The sequence below is a fragment of the Mesorhizobium sp. B2-1-8 genome (genome assembly GCF_006442545.2).
Lineage (GTDB): Bacteria > Pseudomonadota > Alphaproteobacteria > Rhizobiales > Rhizobiaceae > Mesorhizobium.
The window spans coordinates 5,731,621-5,748,673 of sequence record NZ_CP083952.1; the positions used below are offsets into that span (position 1 = coordinate 5,731,621).

Genomic DNA, 17,053 nt, shown 5'->3' on the forward strand with positions numbered 1-17,053 from the left:
TTTCCTCCTCTGATTTCGCGATAGAGAGAAGATCCGAGCCAGGTCATTGTGGAGCAGAAACGCCGGATGTGCGGTATCGTCGGCATTGTAGGTGGCGCAGCCGCGACCAGCAGCGGCCCGTTCAGCGTGCGCTGTATGGCGGACATGATCCGGCATCGCGGACCGGACGGCGACGGCGTCTGGACTGACGCCGAGGCCGGCGTTGCGCTCAGTCAACGCCGACTGTCGATCATCGACCTGTCGTCGGCCGGCGCGCAGCCGATGCTTTCGCATAGCGGTCGCCATGTCATCGTCTTCAATGGGGAAATCTACAATCACGGCGAGATGCGGACGCATCTCGATCGGGAGTTCGGCGCTCATGCCTGGCGCGGCCATTCCGACACCGAGACCTTTCTGGCCGCGATCGAAGAGCTTGGAACAAAAAGGGCTCTCGAATTGGCCGTCGGCATGTTTGCTTTTGGGTTGTGGGACCGGCGGGAGAGAACGCTCGTTCTCGGACGCGATCGCCTAGGGGAAAAGCCTTTATATTATGGCCGGATCGGCAAGGCCTTCGCGTTTGCTTCGGAACTCAAGGCCTTTCGACCGCTGCCGGATTGGCGCCCGGACATCGACCGGAATGCACTGGCTTTGCTGATGCGCCATAACTACATCCCCGCCCCTTACAGCATTTACCAAGGCATTCGGAAATTGAGACCCGGCCATCTCCTCGTCCTTTCCGACCCGATGCGTGAGCCACACGTCGAGAGCTATTGGAGCGCCAGGGAAGTCGCCGAACAAGGCCAGCGCGATCCGTTTCAAGGGAGCCCCGAAGAGGCGGTCAACGAGGTCGAGCGTCATCTTCGCCGCGCGCTCGAAGGGCAGATGATCGCGGACGTGCCGCTCGGCGCCTTCCTCTCGGGCGGCATCGATTCTTCCGCCATCGTAGCGGTCACGCAGTCGATCAGTTCGCGACCGGTGCGGACCTTCACGATCGGATTTGACGAAGCAGGCTACAACGAGGCCGGCCATGCCCAGCAAGTAGCGCGCCACCTCGGCACCGACCATACGGAACTTTATCTCAGCGAGCGGGACGCGCTAGAGGTTGTGCCCCAACTGCCAGGCATTTATTGCGAGCCTTTCTCCGACTCCTCGCAAATCCCGACATTCCTCGTCTCCAAACTGGCGCGTGGCAGCGTCACCGTGGCGTTGTCGGGCGATGGCGGCGACGAGCTGTTCTCCGGCTACACGCGCTACGCACTCGCCGATGCGTTATGGAACAAGCTTTCCCGCATCCCGACGGGGCTGCGCCGCGCGTCGGCCAGCTTGGCGACACTGGCCTCGCCCGGTCTCTACAACAATGTGGCGGGCGGGATCATGCCGCTTCTGCCGCAGCGCCTGCGCCGCGAGCGCGTCGGCGACAAGATCCACAAGGCGGCGTCGGTTCTTTCGCTGCGAACCATGGACGATGTCTACCGTCGCCTCTGCTCGCACTGGGAAGCGACCGAGATCATCCCGGATGCAGCCGAGCCGCCCACCATGCTGACGGGATTGGAAGCGCTTCCAGCGTTGCCGGGCAACGTCGAGCGGATGATGTACATCGATATGATGAGCTATTTGCCGGACGACATCCTGGTAAAGGTCGATCGCGCGGCAATGGCAGTCAGCCTCGAGACCCGCGTGCCGCTGCTTGACCACCGCCTGATAAGCTTTGCACTTTCGCTACCGCTTTCCATCCGGCGAGGCGGCAACCAGACAAAGTGGCCGCTCAGGCAACTGCTTTACCGACATGTTCCGAAGGCGCTTGTCGAACGTCCGAAAATGGGCTTCGGCGTGCCCATCGACGCCTGGTTGCGCGGCGCGCTTCGCGAATGGGCGGAGGCGCTGCTCGACGAACGTCGATTGCGGGAAGACGGTTTCTTTCGGCCCGAGGCAATCCGGCGCGCGTGGTCGGAACACCTCTCCGGACACCGCAACAACCAGTATCTGCTTTGGGACGTCTTGATGTTCCAATCCTGGCAGGAAGCAACCCAGGGAGCTTCATCGGCGGTCGCGGCGTGAACAGGCGTCAGGGCCGCAGGTTTTTGCCTGTTCACTCATGCAGTCGGATGAAAGCGAGACGGTTCCGCACTATCAGATACGGAAGCAAGCAGCTATACCGATTCGAGCACTGGGGCGAAGCACGGTGAGCAAGGATCGTTCGAACGATTCGCACGCGATCCGGAAGATTGCGAAGCAAGGGCATTGGACGCGTTTACATCGCTGCGGCGCCACCTAACGGCAGAACAGGTCAACCGTTGGTTTTCGATCATCTGCTTCTTTTCGCCACCGGTGCTCGGGTCGGTGGTGAGCTTCGTATTTCATGGCGGAGCGCTCTGGTCGGTGGTGTTGCTGGTCGCCACGCGACGCCGCTTGAACATCGACCGGCCGATGTTTGCCATGACCCTTGCGCTTTATGCCTATTGCGCGGCGATGGTCCTGGCGTCGATCGTCAACGGCACCCTGCGGGCCGATGTCACGCACTTCCTGCCGCTGATCACCTTGCTGGTGTTCCCGATCTCTTATTCGACCTGGAGCATCACCGACAAGGCGACGCTTGTACACATTGCTGTGCTGGCCAGCGCGGCAGCGTGTGTCGGAGCGCTGGCGCTAACCATCGTCCAATATTATTGGATCGGGATGCTGAGAGCCGAAGGAGGGGCTGGAAATCCGATCGTGTTCGCGACGGTCACCTGCCTCGCCGTGATGATGTGCCTCGCGGGCGCGGTGTCGGGAATAGAGAAAGCCTGGAAGACACTCACCGTCGCCATACTCGCCGGCGCCGTGGCGACCGTCTATTCTGGCTCCCGCATGATCTGGGTGGCCTTGCTGATCGCCATTGCCGCCATCCTCGTGATCAATCGCCAGAGATTCACGCGATCGAATATGAGGCGGTTGCTGGTGATTGCGAGCGCTTGCTGCCTGCTCACCGCGGCAATCACGTCTCCAATCATCGTGGATCGCACTCATTTCCTGTTCGATGACTGGAAAGCTCTCGCCACCAAAGGTGACCATTCCACTCCGCTCGGACTAAGGGTTGGGCTCTGGGACATTGGGATCGATGCATTTCGCGAAGCACCATTTTTCGGCCACGGCATGTCCGCCAGCCGGGCGATTTCACAGCAGGGTTTCAAAAAGCAATTTGGGGTGAGTCAGGGTTTCAACCATTTTCACAACGGCTTTCTGACAGCCTTGGTTCAGGCTGGACTTGTGGGCGCGTTATCATTGGCGGCGATCTTCATCATCGCGATCTGGAACGCGACGAAGGTCCTTCGCTTCAGTGCCGATCCGTTAGAGCGGTTCGGGGCGACCATGATAGTGGTCGCCGTCATAGTATACCTTGTTGGTGGGCTGACAGGCATCCTTGTCGGCCACGATATTCTGGATTCGACGCTGATGATCTTCCTGGTTTCAGGAACATACCTGGCTTGCGGACGAACAGTTTCGCCGATCAAAGGAGAGTCGGCCGACATAACCTCGATCGGCAGTACCGTCTCGGATATTCGGGGAGCCGGTTCCCCGTGAAACGTTCGTGACGGTCGGCACATTCCAGCAGAGTACGCGCTGTCTCAACTTCGGCCAGCATGCCGGATCATGCGCCGAAAGCTCATCGAGATATGGGCGCGCCTTATATGCCCGATCGACTCCCAGTCGCCGATCTCTGCCGCAGCCAGAACTTCCTCCATTTCACGCCGGAAGGCCGTGAACTCCTCCACCAAACCCAGTTGCGGCATCATCTTCAGGACGACACGCGCCACCTGGAAATATAGTCTCTCGCTGATCTCGCGCAGCGGCTGGTTCCCGGTCATGGCGGTCAGTTCCGAGAAGAAATCCATGTTCAGCTGCAGGAAAGCGCGCTGATCTGGATTGAGCATATCGGAATCACAGCGCGCAATGAGCGCCCGGATCCGATCCAGGTCGGCCGCTGTTCGGGGGATCGGCGAAAGCTTGCCGACCAGAAGCGCCAATTCCAGGCGCAGGTGATAGACCTGCTGCAGTTCCTCGATATCGACATCGGTGACTATGGTGCCGACGCCGTGGACGGATTGAACCAGACCTTCGGATTCAAGGCGCGCCAGCACGCGGCGGACCGGCGTGCGGCTGATCTCGAATTCCTGGGCGAGTTCTTCCTCGGAGAGGCGGCTTCCCGGCGGGTAGTCGAGCAGGCAGATGCGGTCACGCAGGATCCGGTAGATGCGCTCGAACCGTTCCCGCGCCGAAAGCGGTCGTGGCGCCTCTGCGATCGCCGTGGTGGCCGGGGCATCCGTCTCCAGCGTCATCCAGCCTCCAGGACAGCGTGCAGGAACTGCCGCGTCCGCTCGTTCTTAGGGGCACCGAACAGCTCGCTTGGCGGTCCCTGCTCGCATATCTTGCCCTGGTAGAAGAAGCAGACGCGATCGGAAAATTCCTTGGCGAAGCCCATCTGGTGGGTGACCATGAGCATCGTCAAATCATGCTCGCGGCCGATCTGCCTTATCACCTGCAGCACTTCGCCGACAAGTTCCGGGTCGAGCGCGGAGGTCACCTCGTCGAACAGCATTATCTTGGGTCGCATCGCCAACGCCCTGGCGATGGCGACGCGCTGTTGCTGGCCGCCGGAAAGCTGGGAAGGATAGTGATCCTTCTTCTGCGACAACCCGACCATGTCGAGAAGCTCGGCCGCCCGCGCCTCGGCATCGGCCCTTTTCATGCCAAGGACGGTTATCGGCGCCTCGATGCAATTGGCCATCGCGGTCATGTGCGGGAACAGATTGAAGGACTGGAACACCATGCCGATCTTCGCCCTGATGCGGCGAATGTGGGCAAGGTCGGCGGGAACCAGCGCGCCGTTTTTCTTCATATGCGTCAGCGGCTCGCCTTCGACCCAAATGACGCCGTCATTGATCGTCTCCAGCGTCATCAGCATGCGCAGCACGGTGGTCTTGCCGGAACCGGACGGACCGATGACGGAGACCTTCTCGCCGCGCGCGATTTCGAGGTTCAGGCCGTCGAGGACGGTCAACGCGCCGTAGCGTTTGGAAACATTGTCGAAGCGGACCATCGGTTGTTCCGTCATCGCGCGTTCCTCCGGTTGAGCAGGCGTTCAAGGGCACGAATAAGCGCGGCCGAAACCAGGCTCATCGCGAGGAAGAACAAGCCGACCAACGTGATCGGTTCGGTGTAACGAAATGTCTCGGAGCCGATGATCTTGGCCGTCTGCATGAGTTCCAGCACGGCGATAGCCGAAAGCAGCGGCGTCTCCTTGAACAGCGCGACGAGATAGTTGCCGAGCGCCGGCACGATCGGCGGAATGGCCTGCGGGATGATGATGTCGCGAAAGGTCGTCCAAGACGAGAGATTGAGAGCGATCGAGGCTTCCCATTGGCCGCGATGGATGTTGTCGAAGCCGGCGCGATAGACCTCGGAGCAGTAGGCGGCATAGTGGATGCCTATGGCGAGAACGCCTGCGGTGAAGGCGTCGAGCACGATGCCGAATTTCGGAAAGACGAAATAGAGAAAGAATATCTGGATGAGCAGCGGCGTCGACCGGATCAGCTCGACCAGCACCGAAATCGTCCAGCCCGTCCGTGGCACGGCGATGCGGACCACGGCCAAGACCAGACCGAGCGAAGCGGCGATGGCGAAACCGAGCAGTGTCGCCTCGATGGAGATGACGGCGGCGTGCGCCAGCACCGGTAGGATCTCGAGTGTAAAACCCCAATCCCAGATCATGTCGCCTTCCCCCTGGCGAGGCCGATCGAGGCCCGTTTTTCGAGAAGCCGCATGCCGATGGAGACGGTGAGCGACATGGCGAGATACATCAGCAGCACCAGTGTGAAGATCGGAATGGTCTTGAATGTATTCTGGTTCATCTGCTGCGCCTTGAAGGCGAGGTCCGACAGGGTGATCAGCGACACCAGCGCGGTCGACTTCAGCAGTTCGATGAACAAATTGCCCCAGGGTGGGATCATGGCGATGAAGGCCTGCGGCAGGATGATCCGGCGCAGCATCTGCCCTCGGCTCATGTTGAGCGCCGTTCCCGCTTCCCACTGGCCGCGCGCGACCGACTGGATGGCGCCGCGCACGCATTCGGATCCGTAGGCCCCGACATTCAGGCCGAGCGCCAGCACGGCAACGAGAAATGCGTCGAGCGTGACGCCGAATTGCGGCAGCACGAAAAACAGCCAGAACAGTTGCACCAGCGCCGAGGTTCCGCGAAAGATCTCGACATAGGCCGTCGCCAGCCATCTAAGCGGCGCGGGGCCGTACATGCGCGCCAACGCGGCGAGCACGCCCATGATAACCGCCAGCAGGCTGCCAAGAACGGCGATCTCGATTGTCAGGACAGCGCCCTGCAGCAGTCCCGGCAGGAACAGGCTGTATGTTGCCTGTGTCGCCAGCACGCTGATGACGGCGAGCGAGACGACCAGCATGGCAACAAGTGTGCGGATTCCCATCTGCTTCTCCGGAGAAAAAGAGGGCGGCGCGTTCACGCCGCCCAGCAGTTGGGAACTTTATTCGCCCTTGCAGAGCTGTGCAGTCGTCTTGTTCGGCAGATAGTCCTTGCCGAAGCCGAGCGGCTCGACCAGGGCGATGTGCTCGGGTGACCCGAGGAATTTCTTCAGTTCGGCGTTGAACGCTTTCTGCAGATCGGTGTCTTCCTTGCGGAAGCCGAAGCCGCCATGGCCCTTCACCGACTTGCCGGCGACTTCGCCGAAGGGCTTTGTCGATTCGACGCCATCGGCCTTCTTGGCCATGTCGGCGATGGACAGCGCGGTAAGCGCGGCCGCATCGGCGCGACCGGCCTGGACGGCGGCGACGAGACTGGATTGATCTGGCAAGGCGACGATTTGCCCCGGGGCGACACCGGCATCCTTGGCGTAGCCGCCCTCGACGGCACCCGCCATCACGGCGAGCTTGAGGTCTGGATTGTCCTTGATGCTCGAATAATCCTTTATGCCTTTTGGATTGCCCTTCGCCACCAGCATGGCCTGGCCGATGCCATAAGATGGTTCGGAGAAATTGATCTCGGCGCAGCGCTTCGGATTGATGAACATGCCGGCCGCGATGATGTCGAAGCGTCCGGCTTTGAGACCGGGGATGAGCGAGCCGAATTCGGTCAGCACGCCGTCGACCTGCGGGATGCCCATCTTGGCAAGCACCGCTTTGGCGACTTCTGGCGCTTCGCCGGTCAGCTTGCCGTCAGGCGTCGCAAAACCAAACGGCGCCTCGTTGGCGAAGCCGACACGGATATAACCGTCCTTCTTGGCGCGTTCGAGGGTCGTTTCGGCCTGGGCCGGCAGCGCCGTGAACGCGGTCGCGACAAGTGCAAGGCAAGCAGCCGCCTTCATGGCCGTTCGACGAGATATCTGTGACATGAGCATGCATCCCCTTTTCTTTTTGACGATTGTCTTGCCCGGACGACGTTTCTCCTCCGTCGCAGCGAGTATGCAAGACGTATACAACTCATCTGGACATATCGCAAGACGCGCTGTACGAATCCTGGAAATAGATGACTATGATCGCACGTTCAGCCGAGATGGGCTGATAGTTGTGCACAATTACCCATGCTTGTCGGGTTGACGTGGCGGTCAGGGGAACGAGTTTGAGCGGCTCAGGCAGCTTTACGAAGACGGAATATGCGCAGCGCCTGACCGGCGTGAAGCAGCGCATTGAGAAGGCCGGCTTCGATCTCATCGTCTGCCAGGATCCGGCGAACATGTGCTGGCTGACAGGCTATGACGGTTGGTCCTTCTACGTGCCGCAATGCGTGCTCGTCCATCTGGAAGAGGACAAGCCGATCTGGTTCGGCCGGGCGCAGGACGCCAGAAGCGCCCGCATGACCACCGGCTTGCCCGAACAAAACATCGTCCCGTTCTCGGAGCGGCTGGTGCAGCAGCCCGTCGAGCATCCCTATGACGAGCTCGCCGGTCTGATCCGGGCACGCGGTTGGGAACGGGCGCGCATCGGCGTCGAGATGGACGCGCACTACTACACGGCGCGCTGCCATGCCCATCTCGTAGCCGGCCTGCCCGCGGCGCGTTTCAGCAACAACCACGACCTCGTCAACTGGGCCCGGCTGGTGAAATCGGATGCCGAGCTGGCGCTGATCCGCGAAGCCGGCGCGATCTGCAGCAATGCCATGAACCGCGCTGTCGAAAAGATGCGGCCGGGCGTGCCGCAGAACCAGGTGATTGCCGAGATCTATCATGCCCAGATCTTGGGCGTGCCGGGCGCCGGCGGCGACTACGCCGCAATCTGCCCGCTGATGCCGGTGGGCGAAGGCACCAGCACACCACACCTGACCTGGTCGGACGCGCCACTTCCCGACACTGGGTTGGCAATCGTCGAAATCGCCGGCGTGCGACGACGCTACCATGCGGCACTGACCCGGACGGTCCATTTCGGCAAGCCGCCGACCGCCCTCTCCGATATGGCCAAGGTGATCGTCGAAGGCGTCGATGCCGGCCTCGAACTGGCACGGCCCGGCAACACCGCCGAACAGGTCGAAGCCGCCTGGCAGGCGGTGCTGCGCAGAAATGGGCTGAAGAAGGAAAGTCGCGTCGGCTATCCCGTCGGCCTCGCCTATCCGCCGGATTGGGGCGAACGCACTGCGAGCCTGAGGCCAGGCGACAGGACCGAGTTGCGGCCCGGCATGTGCTTCCACTTCATGGCCGGCGTCTGGCTCGACGATTTCGGCGTCGCCATCTCCGAATCTTTCGTCGTTGCCGAAGGCGGCGGCGAGCGACTTTGCGACGTGATCCGCGACCTCATCACCATCGACTGAACCCGACACCAAAGCCGGCAATCCAAGGATACAAAATGGACCGAAATCCTTTTTCCGAAGCAGAAATCGCCGGCCGCCTGTCGAAAGTTCGCACGGCGCTGGCCGGGCGCGGGCTCGACGCCGCCGTCTTTGCCTCGCCGGAAAATGTCTTCTATCTCACCGGGCTCGACCATTGGGGGTATTTCGCGCCGCACCTCCTGATCGTCCCACTCGGCCATCAGCCGGTTCTGGTCACCCGGTCGATGGAAAAAGTGACGATCGAAAACCAGGTGAAGGCGGCGGAATTCCGCGGCCATTCCGACAGCGAGACGGCGGCCGATCTCGCCGCGCGAGTAATTTCCGAGCTTGGCCTGACCGGCAAGCGGATCGGCCTCGAACATTGGACCTCGGGGCTGAGCCATGGCCTCGCCTTGAAACTCGAGGCGCAGGCCAATGCCAAGTGGAGCGACGTTTCCGGGCTAGTCGACAGGATGCGGCTTGTGAAGAGTGCCGAGGAACAGGTGCTGATGCGTCGCGCCGCCAAGGTCACGGACGCCGCGGCAGGTGCCGCGATCGCGGCGATTTCCGACGGTGCCGCCGAGCAGGAGGTCGCCGCCCAATGTGTGGCGGCGATGATCCGCGCCGGCGGCCATGTGCCCGGCTTCGGCCCGTTCATCCGTCCCGCCGCCAGGCTTGGCGAAGAGCATACGACCTGGGGCGACGGACTCTATCGCGCCGGCGAGCCCGTATTCGTCGAACTCTCCGGCTGCATCTCGCGCTATCACGCGCCACTCGGCCGGCTGGTCCGTATCGGCAGCATCAAGGACGAAGACGCGGCGATGGCCGAGGTCACAGCCAAGGCATTCGACGCCGTCGTCAAGTCGCTCGAGCCCGGTGTGAGGGCGCGCGACGTCTATGCTGCCTGGCAGGGCGTCGCCGATGAGGCCGGTCTTTCGCACTATCGCCGCCATCATTGCGGCTATCTGGTCGGCATCGGCCAGCCACCATCCTGGACCGGCGGCAATTCTGTGACCGGCCTGAGGCACGATTCCGATCTCGAGATCGAAACGGGAATGAGTTTCCATATCCTATCCTGGTTGATGGGCACCGGCCGCGGCGACCATTTCATCTCAAACACCGTGCTGCTGACCGATGCGGGCGCCGAAGTGCTGACGCGCACCCCGGCTGGCTCAATCGTTCGCTAGACCCTCAGCATGGCACGCTATTCGGCGTTCTCGATTTTTCGCAACGGCTTGTCCGGCCACAAGAACTGGCAGCGCGCGTGGCGCGCTGCGGAGCCGAAGCCGGCTTATGACGTGATCATTGTCGGCGGTGGCGGACATGGGCTGGCCACGGCCTTCTATCTCGCCGAGAACCACGGCATCCGCAATGTCGCCGTGCTGGAGAAGGGCTATGTCGGCGGCGGCAATGTCGGTCGCAACACCACGGTGATCCGCTCCAATTATCTGCTCGACGGCAACACCCAGTTCTACGAATTCTCGGTCAAGCTGTGGGAAGGCTTGTCGCAGGCGCTGAATTTCAACGTCATGTTTTCGCAACGCGGCCAGATCGTCACCGCCCATTCGGCGGATCAACTCGACGCTTTCAGCCATCGTGCCAACGTCATGCGGCTGAACGGCATCGATGCCGACATACTCGACCGCGACGCGGTGCGACGGCTGGTTCCCTATCTGGATTTCTCCGAAACGGCGCGATTTCCGATATATGGCGCGATCCTCCAGGGCCGTGCCGGCACCGCCCGCCACGATGCCGTTGCCTGGGGCTATGCGCGTGCCGCTGACGGCCATGGCGTCGACATCATCCAGAATTGCGAGGTGACCGGTTTCGTTCGTGACGGCGAAAGGATCGGCGGCGTCGAAACGAGCAAGGGCCGGATCGGCGCCGGCAAAATCGGCCTCGCGGTTGCCGGCCATACCTCCGTGCTCGGACAGAAGGCAGGCCTGGAACTGCCGATCGAAAGCCATGTGCTGCAAGCATTCGTCACCGAGCCCCTGAAGCCGCTGGTCGACCATGTCGTCGCCTATGGCGCCGATCATTTCTATGTCAGTCAGTCCGACAAGGGTGGGCTTGTCTTCGGCGGCAATCTCGACGGTTACAATTCCTACGCCCAGCGCGGCAATCTCGGCGTCGTGCGCGAAGTGGCGGAGGCCGCGATCGCACTGATGCCGTGCATCTCGCGCGTCCGGCTGCTGCGCCATTGGGGCGGCGTCATGGACATGACGCCCGACGCCAGCCCGATCATCTGCCCGACGCCGATCGACGGACTCTATCTCAATGGTGGCTGGTGTTATGGCGGCTTCAAGGCGACGCCGGCCTCCGGCTGGTGCTTTGCGCACATGCTGGCGACCGGCAAACCGCATCCACTGATCGCCGCCTATGGGCTCGATCGTTTTCGCACCGGCCGCACGCTCGACGAGGCCGGCGCCGGTCCCTCGGCCTGGCTGCAATAGAGGGGGGCGAAACAATGCTTCGCATCGAATGTCCGTGCTGTGGCCCGCGTGACCATGACGAGTTCCGCTATGGCGGCGACGCTTCCGCGGCGCGTCCGGCCCATGACGATCCCGATCCGGAAGCCTGGTATCGCCATGTCTATGTACGGAAGAACCCGGCGGGGCTGCATCGCGAATTCTGGCAGCACGTCACCGGCTGCCGACAATGGCTGGTCGTCGAGCGCGACACCAGAAATCACGCCATCGCATCGGTCGGCTTCGCCAGGAAAATGCCCGCATGAACGAGAACCGGAAACGTTTGCCGGCCGGCGGGCGCATCGATCGCACGCAGCCGATCGACTTCAGCTTCGACGGCCGCACGCTGAACGGCTACCGAGGCGACACATTGGCATCGGCGCTGCTGGCCAACGGCGTCACACTCACAGGACGCAGTTTCAAATATCACCGGCCGCGCGGTATCTTCTCGGCCGGACCCGAAGAACCGAATGCGCTGGTCACGCTGGGTGCTGGTGGACGACGCGAACCGAACCTGCCGGCCACCACGCTCGAACTAGCGGAAGGCATGGCTGTTGAAAGCCAGAACCGCTGGCCCTCGCTCGGCTTCGACCTGCAGAGCATCAACGGGCTGTTTGCGCCGTTCCTCTCCGCCGGCTTCTACTACAAGACCTTCATGGGGCCGACGCGGCGCGCCTGGATGTTCTATGAGCATTTCATCCGCCGGGCGGCAGGACTGGGCCGAGCCGGCACCGAGCCGGACCCGGACCGTTACGAGGTGCGTCACTTATTTGCCGACGTGGCGATCGTCGGCGGCGGCGCTGCCGGCCTCTCGGCGGCGCGCGCCGCAGCAATGGCCGGCGCAAGCGTTGCGCTGGTCGAGCAGGACTTCTTGCTCGGCGGTCAGCTTCTGTCGGAGCGTTCCGAAGACGAGGCGGCAGCCTGGCTGAAGGCGATCGAGACCGAACTGGCAGGACTGCCCAACGTCACCGTGCTGCGCAAGACGATGGCGTTCGGCACCTACGACGGCAACACCCTGGGGTTGATCGAACGAAACGATGATCCGGTCGCGGAAGGCGCTGCGCGGCAGGTGTTCACCATTCTTCGCGCGCGCTCCATCGTCTTTGCAGCCGGTGCCATCGAGCGCCCGCTGGTGTTCGCCAACAATGACCGGCCCGGTGTCATGCTGGCATCGGCCGCCCGGACCTACCTCAACCGCTTCGCCGTTCTGCCGGGGAGACGGATCCTGGTCGCTACCACCAATGACGGCGCCTATCGCGCCGCCTTCGATCTTGCCGCCGCCGGTGCGGACGTGACGGTCGCGGACCAGCGCGGCGACCCGCCCGCTGCTCTGGCCGCTGAAGCCAAGCGTTTGAACATAGCGATCCGATCCGGAACACCAATCGTCGATCTGCGTGGCGGCCATGCAGTGAAGGCAGCAAAGCTCGCCCGGCCAGGCGGCAATTCGGAAGTAGCCTGCGACATCGTCTGCGTGTCAGGCGGCTGGTCTCCGACTGTGCACCTCACCGCGCATCTCGGCGTCAAACCCGCTTATCGCGACGACATGGACTGCTTCATCCCCGGCAGCTTTGCGGCAGGGCATTTTGGCGCCGGCTCGATAATGGGCCGCTTCTCGACCGCCGATGCCATCGAGGGCGGCCACCGCGCCGGCATCGAAGCGGCAGCCTTCTGCGGAAAATCGGCGGCGCCGGCGGCCCCGGTTAGGCTCGATCTCGGTGAAACCGCTGCCAACGCGTTCCGCGCGATCCCCTTCTCGGGACGTGGAAAGGCCTTCGTCGATTTCCAAATGGATGTGACCGCCAAGGACATCGAGCTGGCGCATCGCGAGGGCTATGAATCGGTCGAGCACCTGAAGCGCTATACCACGCTCGGCATGGGCACCGACCAGGGCAAGACCAGCAATTTTGCCGCACTTTCGACCATGGCGGTGTTGCGCCAGGCGACCATCCCGCAAACCGGGACCACGACCTTCCGTCCGCCCTATGCGCCTGTTGCCATCGGCGCTCTCGCCGGTCGCGCCGTCGGCCACCATTTCAAGCCGTTTCGCCGTACGCCGATGCATGACTGGCACCTAGCCAACGATGCCGAGATGCTCGAAGTCGGGTTGTGGATGCGTCCGTATTTCTACCGCAGCGCCGGTCGCGACGTGAACGAAGCCTATGTCGCCGAGATGCGCATCGTGCGCGAAGCCGCAGGGCTGATGGACATCTCCACCCTCGGCAAGATCGACGTGCAAGGGCCGGACGCGGCCATTTTCCTCGACCGGCTCTACGCCAACGGCTTCGCCAAGCTGCCGGTCGGCCGCGCCCGCTACGGCGTCATGCTGCGCGACGATGGTATCGTCTTCGATGACGGCACCACCACGCGGTTGTCGGAAACCCGCTTCTTCATGACCACCTCGACCGCCAAGGCGGCCGATGTGCTGTCGCGGCTGGAATTCCTGCTCGATACCGCCTGGCCGGACCTGCGGGTCGCGGTCACCTCCGTCAGCGATGAATGGGCGGCGATGTCGGTCGCCGGACCGAGGAGCCGCGATATCCTCGCCGCTGCCTTTCCGAAGCTCGACATCTCGAACGACGCGCTGCCACAGATGGGTTTCATCGAAGCGGAGTTCGAAGGACGGGCGTTGCGCATCATCCGCCTCAGCTATTCCGGCGAACGCGCCTACGAAATCTATGTCGGCGCCAGCGTCGGCGAACAGGTCTGGGGCCGCCTGCTGGAAGCCGGCGCGCCGTTCGGCCTCAAACCCTATGGGGTCGAGGCGCTCGGCGCGCTGCGCGTCGAGAAAGGCCACGTCGCCGGACCAGAGATCGACGGCCGCACCACGCTCGACGACCTCGGCCTCGGCCGTATGGTCGGCAAACGTGCGGGATTCGTCGGCGACGTCCTGCGTCGCCGCACGGCGTTTGGGGCGCCTGACCGCCAGCGCCTTGTCGGGCTGGAATGCATCGAGGACGGCAAGCGCCTGCGCGGCGGCGCGATATTGTTCATGCCCGACGACACCATTGCGGGGCATGGGCGTGGCCGGATAACTTCGGTGACCTTCAGTCCGGAACTTGGCCGCTATGTCGGCCTGGCGCTGCTTGCGGGCGACGCAGCGGTCGAGGGACGCGAAGTCCTCGCCGCCTATCCCATGAAGGCCGAAACCGTTCGCGCGCGCATCGTCTCGCCCGTCTTTCTCGATCCGAAGGGGGAACGGCTGCATGGTTGAGGTTTTGGCATTGAAAGATTTCAACCTGTCGATGGCTGATTGCCCGATCGTTCAGATCGAGAGTTGGGACGGGATGCTGACCCGGTTCGAAATGACCGTTTCACAGATGCTGGGTACCGCCCTACCCATCTCGGTCGGCGAAACGGCCCGCAATGCCGACACCCTCACCGTCCGGATCTCTCCCCACCGTCTCTGGCTGATGAAAGAGGCAGGTGCAAAACCATCCCCCCTGACAGTCGATCCCGGATTGGGCTGTTCGGTTGCTCTCGACGAGGGACGCGTACGCTTCAGGTTGAGCGGGGCGCGCGTCCTGGAAGCTCTCTCCAAATGCATCGCCGTCGACTGGCGCTCGCCAGCCTCAGCGTCAGGCCGCGCGTTCCAAACGGCCTTTCATCACGTGCCGGTACTGGTATTGCGCACCACCGAGACCGGCTGCGACATGATTGTGCCGCGAAGCTTTGCGCGGAGCCTTGCCGACTGGGTAGTGGATAACGCCGGTTAGAGCGGGATGAGATTAGTTTCGGTCATATCCGGAGTTTTCGAAGTAGTGTGAGCATTCTGTCGGTGTGATGCGGTTGAGAATTTGGCCGATCGCGTCGCAAACGGTTTGGACGGTGCGGCTTGCTGCCTTTCTCAGCCAGTGCTTGAGTTTTGAAAAGAGCTGTTCGATCGGATTAAGATCGGGCGAGTATTTCGGCAGGAAGAAGAGCCTGGCGCCGGCGGCGCGTATGGCGCGGCGCACCGCCTTGCCTTTGTGCGAGCCGAGATTGTCCATGATGACGATGTCGCCCGGCTGGAGGGTCGGAGCGAGAACCTTCTCGACATAGAGAAGAAATCTCTCGCCGTTGATAGGTCCGTCGATCAGCCAGGGCGCCTCGACGCGATCGTGGCGCAGCGCGGCCAGGAAGGTCATGGTCTTCCAGTGGCCATGCGGCACTTTGGCCTTGATGCGCTGTCCAACCGGCGCCCAGCCCCTTAGCGGCGACATGTTGGTCTTGGTCCAGGTCTCGTCGATGAAGACCAGTCGCGTCGGATCAATCCGGTCCCGATACTTCGTCCACTGCATGCGCCGTCGCGCGATATCGGGACGATCCTGTTCGACGGCGATCAGCGTCTTTTTTTGTGACTGAGCTTCTCGGCATGCACGAACTCCCACACCGAACGGTAGTCGACCCTCAGGCCACGCTCGCCAAGTTCGGCCACAAGCCCGCGCAAGGTGAAGTCCCTGTCGTGACAGCGTTCGATCAGCCAGTCGCGCCACGCTCCCGAGAGCTTCTTCGGTTTGTAGCCGCCGACCTGGCGAGGCGCAGCACTGCCAGTCTCTTCGACGCGCTTAAGCCACGCGATGGCCGCGCTGTAGCTGACGCCAAATCGAGCCGCCGCCGCGCGTCGCGAGAGCCCTTCCGTCTTGACCGCGGCTACAACCCGCTCGCGAAGGTCCATCGAATAGGCTGCCATCCATGCTGGCCTCCTCCCAGCATGCATGTTGAATCAGAACTGCGATGATTTGGGAATCTCACGACTCTTATAAATCTCATCCCGCTCTAGCTGTCCTGACCTATGGTCTGCTCGACGGGATGGAAGATCGCCGTACCGATATTGCCGGCCTTGCGGGTAAGGTCTTCGTCGCTGTCATATTGCGTGCCGGGCAGCATCTCTTCGGTCACAAAACGTGCCACAAGGGGCGCGAGTGCCCGACATAACCCACCTGTTCAAGCGCAAACCGCGTGAACTTTCAGGCGGGCAGCGGCAGCGTGGCCCGACGCGGGTCGAATTTATCCGGCCACGATGACGTGGCGAAGCCAGTCGCCCGCGGCTGTCCCGCGCAGCCCTAAATCACGTACGCTGTTCATGTGGTTGCTCCCCTTGAGCACGCTCCTCGACACACTCAAGCCCTGCACCGTCAGGCGGTCGGCAAACAGCCTGGCCTGCTGGTGAAAAGGTTCCGTCTCCCGCTCACCGACCAACACCGTGACTTTTGTCGGCGACGAGTGGTATTTGCTCATCGGCGAAAATGCCTCAACTTCCGTGTCGGTCAGGCCTATCAAAGGCTCCAGGAAAGAATGCTGAAGGGGCTTCAAATCGTAGAGCCCGCCGAGCAGGAGTGCCGTTGACGGGGGATGTGCCGAACCCCCGTTGAACAGGAAGGTCGCCAGGTGCGCCCCGGCGGAATGGCCACTGACGCTTAGCCGACCGGCATCACCGCCATGGTTGGCGATATTATCCAGCACCCACTGCCTCGCGCGCCGGACCTGGTCGACGATTGTCGCCATCCTGACGGCAGGCATCAGCGCATAGTCGATCACGACCGCGATTGCTCCTGCACTCGTCACCGTTTCGGCAATGTAGGAATAATCGCTTCTGGTGAACATGCGCCAGTAGCCGCCATGGACGAAGATGTGCACCGGGAGGCCCTTACGCGGCCCCTCCGGAAAGAACAGGTCGAGGCGTTCGGCCCCGTCCGGACCATAGGCGATGTCCGCCAGCATGGGCAGCGCTGCCCGCGTCGCGGCGCTGCGGGCGACGATATCGGCCACGATGTCATCGAAATCGGCAACGTGGTCGCGCGTGCGAAAAGGATCCTTCGACATGATG

General features: G+C 62.5%; 16 protein-coding genes. 8 read left to right on the forward strand and 8 right to left on the reverse strand.

Annotated elements, in window-relative coordinates; genetic code table 11:
• Positions 1 to 66: 66 nt before the first annotated feature.
• Complete coding sequence (asnB, locus tag FJ970_RS28220; RefSeq protein ID WP_140765155.1) at positions 67 to 2,037, forward strand: asparagine synthase (glutamine-hydrolyzing); 1,971 nt, start codon at positions 67 to 69, stop codon at positions 2,035 to 2,037.
• A gap of 183 nt (positions 2,038 to 2,220) precedes the next feature.
• Positions 2,221 to 3,540, forward strand: coding sequence for an O-antigen ligase family protein (locus tag FJ970_RS28225; protein ID WP_227791942.1), 1,320 nt, complete (start codon positions 2,221 to 2,223; stop codon positions 3,538 to 3,540).
• A gap of 44 nt (positions 3,541 to 3,584) precedes the next feature.
• Here FJ970_RS28225 and FJ970_RS28230 read toward each other — a convergent pair whose 3' ends face one another.
• The 5 genes from FJ970_RS28230 to ehuB are packed head-to-tail and all read right to left on the reverse strand — an operon-like array spanning position 3,585 to position 7,373.
• Complete coding sequence (locus tag FJ970_RS28230; protein ID WP_140765157.1) at positions 3,585 to 4,295, reverse strand: GntR family transcriptional regulator; 711 nt, start codon at positions 4,293 to 4,295, stop codon at positions 3,585 to 3,587.
• Positions 4,292 to 5,071 carry an ectoine/hydroxyectoine ABC transporter ATP-binding protein EhuA gene (gene ehuA, locus FJ970_RS28235; protein WP_140765159.1) on the reverse strand — a complete coding sequence of 260 codons (780 nt, stop codon included), beginning with the start codon at positions 5,069 to 5,071 and terminating at the stop codon, positions 4,292 to 4,294. Before ehuA ends, FJ970_RS28230 begins: the two co-directional genes overlap by 4 nt.
• Positions 5,068 to 5,727 carry an ectoine/hydroxyectoine ABC transporter permease subunit EhuD gene (gene ehuD / locus FJ970_RS28240; protein WP_140765161.1) on the reverse strand — a complete coding sequence of 220 codons (660 nt, stop codon included), beginning with the start codon at positions 5,725 to 5,727 and terminating at the stop codon, positions 5,068 to 5,070. Before ehuD ends, ehuA begins: the two co-directional genes overlap by 4 nt.
• Positions 5,724 to 6,452: an ectoine/hydroxyectoine ABC transporter permease subunit EhuC gene (gene ehuC, locus FJ970_RS28245; protein WP_140765163.1), complete on the reverse strand. Its 729-nt coding sequence runs from the start codon at positions 6,450 to 6,452 to the stop codon at positions 5,724 to 5,726. The genes ehuD and ehuC overlap by 4 nt, the downstream gene beginning before the upstream one ends.
• A gap of 57 nt (positions 6,453 to 6,509) precedes the next feature.
• The gene (gene ehuB / locus FJ970_RS28250; RefSeq protein WP_224589876.1) at positions 6,510 to 7,373 is read right to left on the reverse strand and encodes an ectoine/hydroxyectoine ABC transporter substrate-binding protein EhuB; all 864 of its coding nucleotides are present in this window, start codon (positions 7,371 to 7,373) and stop codon (positions 6,510 to 6,512) included.
• Positions 7,374 to 7,600: 227 nt separating this feature from the next.
• Between ehuB and FJ970_RS28255 the strand changes: the two genes are divergently transcribed.
• From FJ970_RS28255 to FJ970_RS28280, 6 genes are read left to right on the forward strand one after another with little or no spacing between them, the layout of a single operon-like run.
• Positions 7,601 to 8,782 (forward strand): M24 family metallopeptidase, encoded by a 1,182-nt coding sequence (locus tag FJ970_RS28255; RefSeq protein ID WP_140765167.1) that lies wholly within the window; start codon positions 7,601 to 7,603, stop codon positions 8,780 to 8,782.
• Positions 8,783 to 8,817: 35 nt separating this feature from the next.
• Positions 8,818 to 9,966 (forward strand): M24 family metallopeptidase, encoded by a 1,149-nt coding sequence (locus tag FJ970_RS28260; RefSeq protein WP_140765169.1) that lies wholly within the window; start codon positions 8,818 to 8,820, stop codon positions 9,964 to 9,966.
• Positions 9,967 to 9,975: 9 nt separating this feature from the next.
• Positions 9,976 to 11,232: a sarcosine oxidase subunit beta family protein gene (locus tag FJ970_RS28265; RefSeq protein WP_140765171.1), complete on the forward strand. Its 1,257-nt coding sequence runs from the start codon at positions 9,976 to 9,978 to the stop codon at positions 11,230 to 11,232.
• Between the two features lie 14 nt (positions 11,233 to 11,246).
• Entirely contained in the window at positions 11,247 to 11,513 is a 267-nt protein-coding gene (locus FJ970_RS28270) for a sarcosine oxidase subunit delta (RefSeq protein ID WP_140765173.1), read from the forward strand.
• Complete coding sequence (locus FJ970_RS28275) at positions 11,510 to 14,458, forward strand: sarcosine oxidase subunit alpha family protein (protein ID WP_140765175.1); 2,949 nt, start codon at positions 11,510 to 11,512, stop codon at positions 14,456 to 14,458. The genes FJ970_RS28270 and FJ970_RS28275 overlap by 4 nt, the downstream gene beginning before the upstream one ends.
• The gene (locus FJ970_RS28280; protein WP_181178820.1) at positions 14,451 to 14,960 is read left to right on the forward strand and encodes a sarcosine oxidase subunit gamma family protein; all 510 of its coding nucleotides are present in this window, start codon (positions 14,451 to 14,453) and stop codon (positions 14,958 to 14,960) included. The genes FJ970_RS28275 and FJ970_RS28280 overlap by 8 nt, the downstream gene beginning before the upstream one ends.
• 12 nt (positions 14,961 to 14,972) lie before the next feature.
• On the opposite strand, the gene FJ970_RS28285 is transcribed toward FJ970_RS28280, so the two are convergent.
• From FJ970_RS28285 to FJ970_RS28290, 3 genes are all read right to left on the reverse strand, one after another.
• Positions 14,973 to 15,916 (reverse strand): IS630 family transposase gene (locus FJ970_RS28285; protein ID WP_227791897.1). Its coding sequence is split into 2 segments (ribosomal slippage): positions 14,973 to 15,580 and positions 15,580 to 15,916, totalling 945 coding nucleotides; the frame shifts between segments, so codons are not numbered across the junction.
• An 86-nt stretch (positions 15,917 to 16,002) separates the two neighbouring features.
• Entirely contained in the window at positions 16,003 to 16,125 is a 123-nt protein-coding gene (locus FJ970_RS33715; RefSeq protein WP_265336202.1) for a hypothetical protein, read from the reverse strand.
• A 108-nt stretch (positions 16,126 to 16,233) separates the two neighbouring features.
• Entirely contained in the window at positions 16,234 to 17,049 is an 816-nt protein-coding gene (locus FJ970_RS28290) for an alpha/beta hydrolase (protein WP_140757019.1), read from the reverse strand.
• Positions 17,050 to 17,053 lie beyond the last annotated feature (4 nt).